The organism is Zymomonas sp. (assembly GCF_020216885.1).
In the GTDB taxonomy this organism is placed as follows: Bacteria; Pseudomonadota; Alphaproteobacteria; order Sphingomonadales; family Sphingomonadaceae; genus Zymomonas.
The window spans coordinates 1-10,000 of record NZ_JAIWON010000065.1; the positions used below are offsets into that span (position 1 = coordinate 1).

At 44.6% G+C, this 10,000-nt stretch carries 11 protein-coding genes; 7 read left to right on the forward strand and 4 right to left on the reverse strand.

Features of this window, described 5'->3' with window-relative positions:
• On the reverse strand, nucleotides 1-463 hold a 463-nt coding region (locus LDL18_RS03400; protein ID WP_296506997.1), incomplete at its 3' end, for a transglycosylase domain-containing protein.
• A gap of 30 nt (nucleotides 464-493) precedes the next feature.
• Nucleotides 494-2,464 (reverse strand): hypothetical protein, encoded by a 1,971-nt coding sequence (locus LDL18_RS03405; RefSeq protein ID WP_365974641.1) that lies wholly within the window; start codon nucleotides 2,462-2,464, stop codon nucleotides 494-496.
• Between the two features lie 221 nt (nucleotides 2,465-2,685).
• On the opposite strand from LDL18_RS03405, the gene LDL18_RS03410 reads away from it, so the two are divergent.
• Nucleotides 2,686-3,132, forward strand: coding sequence for a GtrA family protein (locus LDL18_RS03410; RefSeq protein ID WP_296506999.1), 447 nt, complete (start codon nucleotides 2,686-2,688; stop codon nucleotides 3,130-3,132).
• A gap of 17 nt (nucleotides 3,133-3,149) precedes the next feature.
• Here LDL18_RS03410 and LDL18_RS03415 read toward each other — a convergent pair whose 3' ends face one another.
• Nucleotides 3,150-4,775, reverse strand: a complete 1,626-nt coding sequence (locus tag LDL18_RS03415) for a hypothetical protein (RefSeq protein ID WP_296507000.1) — start codon at nucleotides 4,773-4,775, stop codon at nucleotides 3,150-3,152.
• A 198-nt stretch (nucleotides 4,776-4,973) separates the two neighbouring features.
• Between LDL18_RS03415 and LDL18_RS03420 the strand changes: the two genes are divergently transcribed.
• Both LDL18_RS03420 and LDL18_RS03425 read left to right on the forward strand, forming a co-directional pair.
• The gene (locus LDL18_RS03420) at nucleotides 4,974-6,143 is read left to right on the forward strand and encodes a glycosyltransferase family 2 protein (protein ID WP_296507001.1); all 1,170 of its coding nucleotides are present in this window, start codon (nucleotides 4,974-4,976) and stop codon (nucleotides 6,141-6,143) included.
• Between the two features lie 104 nt (nucleotides 6,144-6,247).
• Nucleotides 6,248-6,907, forward strand: a complete 660-nt coding sequence (locus LDL18_RS03425) for an RNA pseudouridine synthase (protein WP_296507002.1) — start codon at nucleotides 6,248-6,250, stop codon at nucleotides 6,905-6,907.
• Nucleotides 6,908-7,154: 247 nt separating this feature from the next.
• Here the strand turns inward: LDL18_RS03425 and arfB are convergent, their stop codons facing one another.
• The gene (gene arfB / locus LDL18_RS03430; protein WP_296507003.1) at nucleotides 7,155-7,574 is read right to left on the reverse strand and encodes an alternative ribosome rescue aminoacyl-tRNA hydrolase ArfB; all 420 of its coding nucleotides are present in this window, start codon (nucleotides 7,572-7,574) and stop codon (nucleotides 7,155-7,157) included.
• A gap of 113 nt (nucleotides 7,575-7,687) precedes the next feature.
• On the opposite strand from arfB, the gene LDL18_RS03435 reads away from it, so the two are divergent.
• The 4 genes from LDL18_RS03435 to LDL18_RS03450 all read left to right on the forward strand — a co-directional run.
• Nucleotides 7,688-8,173 (forward strand): GAF domain-containing protein, encoded by a 486-nt coding sequence (locus tag LDL18_RS03435; protein ID WP_296507004.1) that lies wholly within the window; start codon nucleotides 7,688-7,690, stop codon nucleotides 8,171-8,173.
• A 23-nt stretch (nucleotides 8,174-8,196) separates the two neighbouring features.
• Nucleotides 8,197-8,628, forward strand: a complete 432-nt coding sequence (locus LDL18_RS03440; protein ID WP_296507005.1) for a GNAT family N-acetyltransferase — start codon at nucleotides 8,197-8,199, stop codon at nucleotides 8,626-8,628.
• An 84-nt stretch (nucleotides 8,629-8,712) separates the two neighbouring features.
• The gene (locus LDL18_RS03445) at nucleotides 8,713-9,423 is read left to right on the forward strand and encodes an RcnB family protein (protein WP_296507006.1); all 711 of its coding nucleotides are present in this window, start codon (nucleotides 8,713-8,715) and stop codon (nucleotides 9,421-9,423) included.
• Between the two features lie 279 nt (nucleotides 9,424-9,702).
• On the forward strand, nucleotides 9,703-10,000 hold a 298-nt coding region (locus LDL18_RS03450; protein ID WP_296507007.1), incomplete at its 3' end, for a biotin/lipoyl-containing protein.

Consider the following 10,000-nt stretch of genomic DNA (forward strand, 5'->3'; position numbering starts at 1 on the left):
AATTATTGGTCAGAAAGACATTGCGGGCTAATTGCTGTGTGATGGTTGATGCCCCTTGCCAGCGTTTGCCTTGTCCATGGTGAATAATTGCCACCCCGACAGCCCGCATCATGCCCACCGGATCCACGCCGATATGATAACGGAAACGACGGTCTTCGGTTGCGATCATCGCCTGCGTCATAGATTTCGGGATATCGTTATACGGAATCCAACGGCCATAGCCGGGACCCATATTGACGATAACCGTGCCGTCATTCGAGTGAACCCGAATGGTTTGACCATTGGGAGAAGCCTTCAGCTTGTCAAAGTCAGGCAGGCTACTTTTGGTTGTATAAACAGCTATTCCCAAAAGCACAGCCAAGACCAAGATAATCGTCGCCAATATGCCACCGACGATCAAGGCAAGGCGCAAGGCTCTTCTTTGGGGGCGGTTTTGAGGGTTTTTTGAAGGTTTGCGGCTCATTTCAGGGTCAATTAAAGAGAAAAGGGAGCATCAATTATGCTGACGGGAGGCTGCATTCGCAGCGGCTTTAACGCGCCATAAGCGAAAAGGCGATTCTTTTGGTAACGGCATGGCTTCCAGCCACGGTGGCACCTGACCTTTTGCGAGCTGCGCGTAAAATCCATTCTTGGCTTCATTAAGGTAAATTGAGGATTCGGGCATCCCCGGACAAATCAATACCAGACTAATCGCGTGCCGTCTTATAATATTTTCTGCCTGTTCGGAGCTACCCCGAAAAGCATGATGCACGTCCAAAATAGCCTCTCCATTACGATGATACGGGCCTGCAATCGCCTGATGATGGGTCATTGCAATAAGGCGGGGAGCAAAATCGATAAAGGTTAAAATATTGGCTTGCGGGATGGCTTCAATGGATTTCAGTGCCGGAATAGTCGGGCATCGTCGCTCTGGGTGGGACGGCGTTTTATTCTCACTGACTTTGTGATTTCCTTCTGCTTGATGAGAAGGCAATGTGCTGCTTTTGGAAAATAGATTTTTAAAGAAAGGTTTATAATGCCCTTGATGCGTATATTCGACTATTTTTAGAGGAATAAAGCTACTGGCAACAGCCAAAACAGAAAGAATGACAAGCGCATACCCCAACATTCCCGCATATGTTTTCTGTTTATCTAGCTTTTTCACAAGAGTCATAATCAGCCAGCAACAAGTAGGCACTGCCAATAATTGCGCCGCCGGCGACGTTCTTGTCTGCCATGCTGTCATCGCCAAGGCTGATAGAAAAATGAGGGCTAGATTGAGCCATCCTCCAATTCTAGGAGAAAAACGGTTATTCCATAAGGCCGGAAACAGCGAGATCAGTCCAACAATCGGTAAAGACAGAATAAGCACGATAACTTTGATATCGCGACTATAAACCGGTTTGGCTTCCCCGACATGTGACATCCACAATTTATATAATTCTGGCGATATCGCTTCTGGTCGTCCAAGACATTGCGGCCAGCTATAGGCAAAAATACCGATGATAAAAAGACCCGCGATAACAGCTGCCGAAAGCCGAAATGCCCATCCCGCACGGATAGAAGCGATGAGTGCGACCGATAGTCCACCGCCTATCGTTGCTGTCAGCCAAACCGGAGAAAGCGCATCACAAACCGGTGCTCTATTGGCATAGGAAGCAAAGATAAGCCAACCGATCAAACTGGTTAAGGCCAGAGTAAAGCCATAATATTTTAAGGCTTGGGCATAACGAATATTTTTAACCCAAAATAACGTCTGCATACCGGCCGCAAGCGCAATATAAGGCAGGATTTCAAGGCCAATGACTAAAGATAAAGTAGAAGAAAGCGCAACTGTAACAGCACCTCTTTCCCTGTCGGGATCTGCATTTCCGGCGATAATCAGACTAAGAAAAGCAAGCTGCCAACCATGATGATCTATCCGCAGGGGTAAAAACATTCCCAATGTCAGACCAGCGCAGAGCAGCAGGCAGTTGGCAACCAAAAAACTCTGTTCACCGACCAGACGACGGCATGTAAGCGCGTTACCAAAAAAGAGAATCCCCAAAGGAAGAAGAGGGGCTATTGCTGTTCCAAAACGAATAGATCCCATGCTGCCAAGAAAGGGTTGGCTTATGGCAATTAAGGCTGCGATAGGAAGATCAACTAGGCGCGACCAATGAATATTGGCACCTTTTGGAGGGTTAAGTCGATGTTGTTGTAAGTCGAACCATCCCTGACCATGAAGCCAGTCTCTGACTTCCGCAAGGCGGAGATTGTCATCGGTGTCGGAAAGAGAAAGCCAATAAATAGCATGGCGATGGGTATAGAGAAGAAAGGCTGCCGTTAAAACCCAGAATAGGCAGGTAATAAGCCTCCAATAATGCCGACTAATCTGATCCCATAACAGACCTTTTTGACTGTTATTTAGAGATGAGAAAGGTATCACTCTCACTTTTTTGAGAGTGGATATCAAAGATTTATTTGAATTGTCTTTGTTCATCATTAACGGAAATCTTCGTTATTTCCGAAATACAAATTCATAGCGAATGCCTTTACCCCCACCCAATATTATTGATTCTGCCTATGAACGACCGGTAAAATAAAATATTTATGGATCGGGCTTTAATCTTTTCTCTGGCTGATGCAATAGCGATCATATTCGGTCGCCATCTGTCTAAAAACAAATTTTGACCGGTTCCAATAAATATGAAGAAATGAGGTCTAATGTATCGGTCTCTTTGGTTAAAGCTAGAGAATTTTCTTGATGAAGAAAAGCGTTTGTTTCTGGGGCAAGTTATTCGTTTTGGCCTTACCGGAGGTTTTACCACTTTTCTGAATGCCGCTATTTATTATATCGGTGCCAAATGGGGGCATATGGCTCCTTTATTCTCGAATTTTATCGGTTACCTCGTGGCTATGATTGTGGGCTATTTGCTCCATAACTATTTCAGCTTTCGGGGACATGGCTGCCAAGATCGCCATTGGCAGCTTTTTTTACGCTTTTCTCTTGCTTCTTTATTGGGACTGGGGCTCAACAGCTTTTGGGTAGGCTGTATGGTCAATTATCTCCATCTCATGAAATGGACGCCCCTGCCTTTTATGGTTTTTGTAACGCCGCTCGTCAGCTTTTGGTTGAATCGCCGCTGGGTTTTTCGACCGTCTAAAAAATGAACATAGCCTAGTCGCCCTTATTTTACGGCAGGCACGGCCTTGGGCTTTGATCCGCTTTTGGGGGGAGAAAGCATAGGGCTAGTTGTCGTAAAGCGATGATCTATTTTATATAAAATACCATTTTCGCCCGACCATATCGGTATCAGGTCATCTTCATGAGGCCACAAAGACGAGGGTATATCCATAAGCCAGAAATAATCGAAAGCCTGTCTTGGAAAAGATTCCAAGGTTTTATCGAGATCGGCTGATCCTCTAAAACGACATTGACGCGGATAAAGTGATTGAGATGGGTCGTGAATAAATCTTTTTGCCTCTGGAAAATGAATTGTCAGTAATTGCTGACCAGCTATTGCCCATTCACTATTGGTAAAAGCGTCTTTTCTGACCGTTGCCATGGCGGGTAAATGGCTCATATGGTTGCTGACCCATGTCATAAGGCAGGGTGTGGAAACCATAGCCAAAACTCGTGATCCGGGAGCCATGAAATCAACCGCTTTAAGCTGTTTTTGGTAGCCTTGGTCATAAAACCAAAAGCTGACTGTGGTCGCCGCGGTTCTTATAGTGAAAAACAGACAGGCTGCTATGGCGGCTATTCTTGCAAAATTTTGGTTTTTGGGCGCCTTCAACCCGACCAAGGCTAACGCAAAAATATAAGGGGCTAGTCGCATATCTGCAAAGGCCGCACTCAGTAGAATCCGAGGTAAACAGATATAGGCGATGAGTAGGATAAAACAGGCGAGTCCCATCGGGGGAGCCAGTCGCAAACGCCCTAAAAGAAGAATGAAACAAGCGACACCGATAGAGGCAATGTCAAAATTTTGCCAGCGATCTCGTAATGCGGAAAGAACCCATTCTATTTTAAGATCAAATCGGAACCAGTCGCCATTTCCATCACTGACATGGCCAGAACGCCATAAAATCATCAGTAAAATAGGGGGCAGCAAGGGCAGCATCGCCAAAGCTGATTTATAGCCTGCTTGAAATAGCGCGGATAAAATTGGCTGATTATTCCGCCTAGCGTGGCGGTAATTATTTGAAAAATCAGCCGAAAAACAGAGTAAGCCCAAGATGCCCCAGCCATAGCTATGACATGACCAGATAATAATCCCGAAGGGTATAAAGATGAAGGCTCTTAAATAAGGGCTGTTTTTCAGGGTTATCCACAAGGCAAAGGCATTGAATGTCAGTGCCATGGATAGGCAATAATTCAAAAAACCGAACTGGAAAGGGAAACCATAGATAAAAGGCAGCGCAAAAGCAGCGGTAGGCGGAATTTTACCATGCACGGCTTTTGCAACCGCTAACAATCCCGCTGCGGTTACCATAACCATGATGATAACGCCGATTTTCAACCCCAATTCTAGCCCAAATAAATGGGCAAGCGGGATAATAAAAAGGTCAAAACCAAGATTGCCGACTAGATGCCAATCGAAACTATACCACTGATGCAGCCATGGCGATTGGTGAATACCCAGTTCAACCCGATATCGCCCAAGATGGCCGGGGGCATCCGTAATCGGAGGCAATTCCGGCCATAACAAAGGCACAGCAGAAAGCAGGATCAGACCCAAAATATAAAAAGGATTCTGCCACCAGTCGCTGTTTTTAAATGAAGATCGGGATGCAGGTCGAAAAGAAAACATTGCCGCGCTTATCCTTTTTCCTGTTCCGATGTGCAAGATGATTTGCTTTTTTTGTATAAAAAATGCTTAGGGTAAAAAGAGTGAGGACAGAATAAAATTAAAAAAACGATAATCTCTCTTTTGAACTTTGACCTTAACGCCTAAAAGGCTCCTCTATTCAATTCAGGCTAACCCCTCGCGATTAGGACGCGCTCTTTAATGCATGATGATACCGTGAACCAACCGATATCTTCTCTTTCTGCGGAAATAAACCAGAAGAATAAAAATTTTATGCCGATGTTATCGGTGGTTATTCCCACCTATAACGAAAAGGGGAATATCGCTGCTTTAGTCGAGGCTGTCAGAGATGCCTTAGGGGATATCCCGTGGGAAATGATTGTTGTTGACGATGATAGTCCTGATAAAACCTATGAATTAGCCTTTCAGTTAGCCCATAAAGAACCTCGTCTTCATTGTATCAGAAGAGTCGGTCGTCGCGGTTTGTCTTCGGCTGTCGTGGAAGGCGCTTTGGCCTCCAATGGTGATTTTATCGCGGTGATGGATGCCGATTTTCAGCATGACGAGAAAATGCTGAAATCCATGTATGAAAAGATGATCGCTAAAAAAGCTGATCTGGTTGTCGGAACGCGTTATGCGGGTGATGGCGGTGTCGGAAATTGGGACGAAACCCGACGGCAAATGAGTGATTTTGCAACAAGGGTTAGTCGTATTCTGATCGGTAACAAGACATCTGACCCGATGAGTGGCTTTTTTATGCTGCGCCGTGAGGTTGTTGAGGCATCAGTTTATGATTTATCGCAACAGGGTTATAAAATTCTGTTGGATATTATCAGTTCGGCTCCAATGCCTTTGCATATTGAAGAGGTTTCTTACGTCTTCAGAAATCGGCGTGAAGGCGAAAGCAAGATCAGCTTGCAGGTCATGGCTGAATTCCTGTTTCAGATCATTGAGAAAATGTCTCATGGTTTGATTCCGGGGCGTTTTGTTCTTTTTAGTGCTGTCGGTGCGCTTGGTCTTTGTGTCCATCTAGGGATTTTGTTTTTACTGAAATCTTATCACGTCGCTTTTTTGCCAGCGCAAACGGCAGCTATCGGCTGTGCGATGCTGTTTAACTTCTTTGTTAATAATGAGCTGACCTATCGTGACCGGAAATTAAAAGGTTGGGCTTTTATTCCGGGGTTAATTCTCTTCTGCCTGATTTGCAGCATTGGTGCTTTAGCCAATATCGGAGTTGCTGAGCTCGCTATTCATCAGACATCCAGTTGGTCTTTAGCGGGCTTGGCAGGGGCATTGATTGGGGCTGCTTTCAATTTTGGGGCTGCAAGCAAATTGATCTGGGAAAGAGTCAAAAAGCCAAAAAGAAAATAGCGAATTTTATTGGGAATCAGTTTTATTAAAAAATAGAACTGCTTTTAAAGCTGAAAATTGCAGTATAGGCGATATATTCAGCATGGTTCTAGGGTGTCTTTTATATGCCTATACTTGCAGAACACGTTCTTTTTATTGATGCCGAAGCCATGATTATCGACAAACCGGCAGGTTTGCCGGTGACTTCGGTTCGCGATGGTTCTCTCAGCCTTGAAAATTATCTGGCTTCACTCTGTTTCGGCTTCAAACGTTGGCCAAGTATTGTCCATCGTTTGGATCGAGACACGTCAGGATGCTTATTGCTGGCGCGTAATCCTAAAATGCACCGTCGTTTAAGTGAGGCCTTTAGCCAAGGTCAGGTGAAAAAATGCTACTGGGCAATTCTGGAGGGCGTGCCAGAGAAGAATGAAGGCATTATAGACCTGCCTTTGTTGAAGATATCTTCGCCTAAAAGTGGCTGGCGGATTGTAGCAGATGATAAAGGCAAAAGAGCCGTTACCCATTGGGAAATATTGGCCAAAAATAAAGGGCGCAGCTTGGTCGCCTTTCGCCCTGAAACCGGACGGACCCATCAATTAAGAGTTCATGCCGCAACAGGGCTAGGTTTACCTATTGTCGGCGACCCATTTTATGGCCGTCATCAAGACGAAAATATTTCGCGAATGATGCTTCATGCGCATTCCTTAGAAATTGCACGTCTGGAGAAAAATCCAATTGCAGCCGAAGCTCCTTTACCCAAGGCATTTACAGATCTAGGGTTTTAGTTGCCGTAACATCAGAAGGCAGATTTTTTGGCGATTATCATTTCAAGATATCTCCACCGCGGCGGCGACATGGTCATAATCTGACAATGGCTTTTGCTATCATTTCCTTCGATCAGTTGATCGAGCATGGTCTGTGCCTCCTGATAAAAAGAGACAAAAATTTGACGATTATTTAGTTGTCCTCTGCGGCCTGTTATTCGGTTTATCCTGTTATTCGGTTTATCCTGTTTCGCAGGATATTTGCTTTCTAAAATTCTGGCCGACGCCGTGCCGATTTGACCATAGAACGCTTGCTTTTGCCGTCTAAACGTCGTTGCTTACTGGCATATGTGGCTTTGGTCGGTTTTCGTTTTTTGGGAATAAAAGTAGCTGAGCGGATTAGCTCGATGAGGCGTTCAAAAGCATCCTGCCGATTTAAAGGCTGATCCCTGAAACGTTGCGCCTGAATTACAAGAATACCTTTGTTGTTAATTCTTGATGCCGCTATTTCCCGTAAGCGGGTTATGACAAGTCCGGGTAAGCCAGAAATAGCTATATCAAAACGCAATTCTACAGCCGAAGAGACTTTATTCACATTTTGGCCACCGGGGCCTGAGGCTCTTATAAAATATTCTTTTATAGAATCTGAATCGATACTTATTCTTTGAGTAATAAAATACTTAGACATTGAATATAAATTCTAAAAAAATGGGATTTTTCTTTCTTATTGCGTAGATATTTTTTTCTAGGAGGGTATCTGTGGATTGAGGGATAGAAAAAATCCCGTTACTCTACTTTCCCATGTTTTCTTTCTCGATCAATACCGGCAGCAAAAAAACGCTGTATAGCGATTTGTTGACTACCCTTAAAGAGTTACTTTCCGAAGAGGGTGACCCGATCGCTAATATGGCCAATACGGCTGCTTTGATATGGACATATATGCCTGATCTAAATTGGGTCGGTTTTTATCGGGCTATCCGAAGCTATCTGATTTTGGGGCCTTTCCAAGGGAAGGTTGCCTGCGTCAAGATACCTTATGGTCAGGGCGTCTGTGGCACGGCTGCTGCGACTGGAAGGGTACAATGCGTGCGGGATGTTCACACATATCCCAATCACATTTCCTGCGATCCTAGTGCTGCATCTGAATTGGTTATCCCTATAAGAGGACGTCAAAACCAGATTTTGGCGGTTATTGATCTTGAAAGTCCGACAATGGGGCGTTTCGATGCTGAAGATGTCGAGGGTTGCGCTCGCCTGATGGAAGTTTTGGGACGGTTTCTTGGGTAAAATACTGGCTGTGGAGAATATGAATGGCAAATATTGCTTATTCGATAAAAGAGATATCCCTTGCTGACTGCTTACCTATTCGTCAGGCTTATCTTTGGCCAAGCCTAACACAAGAAGAATGTGTTACCGACGGGGATAAAAATGCCACGCATTTTGGTGTTTTTGTCGAGGATAAATTGTCTGGTTGTGCTTCTTTTCATCATCTGGAAGGGCATAAAAAACGGATCCGGCGTGTAGCTGTTTCTCCTGAATATCGGGGACAGGGATTAGGGACTGCGCTTTTAAAACATGCAATAGAAAAATTGATTACACCCGATTTGACCGAAATATGGTTGAATGCCAGATTGCCTGCCCAAAATTTCTATCGCCGCCTCGGTTTTGAAACAATGGGTAAGACTTTCTTTGAAAGAGATGTCCAAGAAATAAGAATGGTGAAAAAATATCCGGTTGAATAATCAAAAATTCTGAAATTATTTTCTGATTTTAGCCGTTACGACTTCTTCTGTTTGCTCTATAAAGAGATAAAAACAGGTTATGTTATGAAAATCCCTTTACCTATAAAACGCTCTATCTGGACGGCTTTGATCCTAGGGGGATTTACTTGCCCTTTATATGCCCAACTCGGCTATTCCGGTAATTTTTCTGGTGATCCTGTTGTCAGATCAGTAGAAAGAGGCTCCCCCTATGTGATCCCACCTCCCAACAGCGATGCTCAAAGATCGGGTGTGTACCAAGATGGTAATGGCGGGCGTCGTTATGCTAATCCCGCTGGACAGAGATCCTTCCGTCAAGGGGATAAATTACCTTCTGAATGGCGATCCTATGGTCAAAGACTGCCTGACTGGGCTTATTATGGATTACCGGCTCCGGGGAATAATCAACAATGGGTGCGCTTTTATCAGGATATTTTTCTGATTGATGGTGTCGGGACTATTCTAGCCGTGGCAGGTCAAAATAATGGGCCAGCGGCTTATTATGACGGCTATTATGGGAATAATGGCTATGTTGGTGGGAATTATTACGCCCCCCCTGTAGGCTATGATGACTATTACAATTATGGCGGTGCTTATCAGCCTGCACCACCGCCGCCGCCACCACCCTCGGCTTCGATCCGAAAACGCCAATATAAACAGCCTGAAGGCGCTGCGGTTTCTCCTGTAACCGAAGATGATGCCAATGGTTGGCGTTCTGATCCACCGCGACAAGGTGGCGTAAGTTATGATGAACGGGAAGAATATACGCCACGCTAGAACAGGATTTAAAGGCTGGCCATTCTGATAATATTTTAAAAATTTTGGAGTGGTTACAGACTTTCTGTAGACAATAATTTTCATTACTTCGATTGTAGATCGATAAGATTGGGGGCTGTTTCTTGCTCCCTACTTGTTTTATATCGAAAGAAAAATATCTTTTGGCTAGAATGTTTTAGAGAAATTCCAAGGTATTCTAGGGCTATTTTTTAAGTAAGTTAATTTAAAGGCTTCCTGCCTCTGGCAAACAGCCGTGAATAGAAAAAGGACCATGTCCGGATGTCGATTGAAGTCAAAATGCCAGCGCTTTCGCCTACAATGACAGAAGGCACCCTTGCGAAATGGCTGGTAAAAGAAGGGGATGCTGTTAAGGCGGGCGATATTCTGGCCGAAATCGAAACCGATAAAGCGATTATGGAATTTGAAACGGTCGATGCGGGCATTATCGCCAAAATTCTAGTGCCGGAAGGTAGTGAAAATATTGCGGTAGGTCAGGTGATTGCTGTCATGGCCGAAGCTGGCGAAGATGTTTCGCAAGTCGCCGCTTCTGCTTCATCCCAGATATCAAAACCTTCTA

Coding starts and splice junctions, on each gene's coding strand:
- LDL18_RS03405 (WP_365974641.1), bottom strand. CDS start 2,464: ATGATGAACAAAGACAATTCAAATAAATCTTTGATATCCACTCTCAAA.
- LDL18_RS03410 (WP_296506999.1), top strand. CDS start 2,686: ATGTATCGGTCTCTTTGGTTAAAGCTAGAGAATTTTCTTGATGAAGAA.
- LDL18_RS03415 (WP_296507000.1), bottom strand. CDS start 4,775: ATGTTTTCTTTTCGACCTGCATCCCGATCTTCATTTAAAAACAGCGAC.
- LDL18_RS03420 (WP_296507001.1), top strand. CDS start 4,974: ATGCATGATGATACCGTGAACCAACCGATATCTTCTCTTTCTGCGGAA.
- LDL18_RS03425 (WP_296507002.1), top strand. CDS start 6,248: ATGCCTATACTTGCAGAACACGTTCTTTTTATTGATGCCGAAGCCATG.
- arfB (WP_296507003.1), bottom strand. CDS start 7,574: ATGTCTAAGTATTTTATTACTCAAAGAATAAGTATCGATTCAGATTCT.
- LDL18_RS03435 (WP_296507004.1), top strand. CDS start 7,688: ATGTTTTCTTTCTCGATCAATACCGGCAGCAAAAAAACGCTGTATAGC.
- LDL18_RS03440 (WP_296507005.1), top strand. CDS start 8,197: ATGGCAAATATTGCTTATTCGATAAAAGAGATATCCCTTGCTGACTGC.
- LDL18_RS03445 (WP_296507006.1), top strand. CDS start 8,713: ATGAAAATCCCTTTACCTATAAAACGCTCTATCTGGACGGCTTTGATC.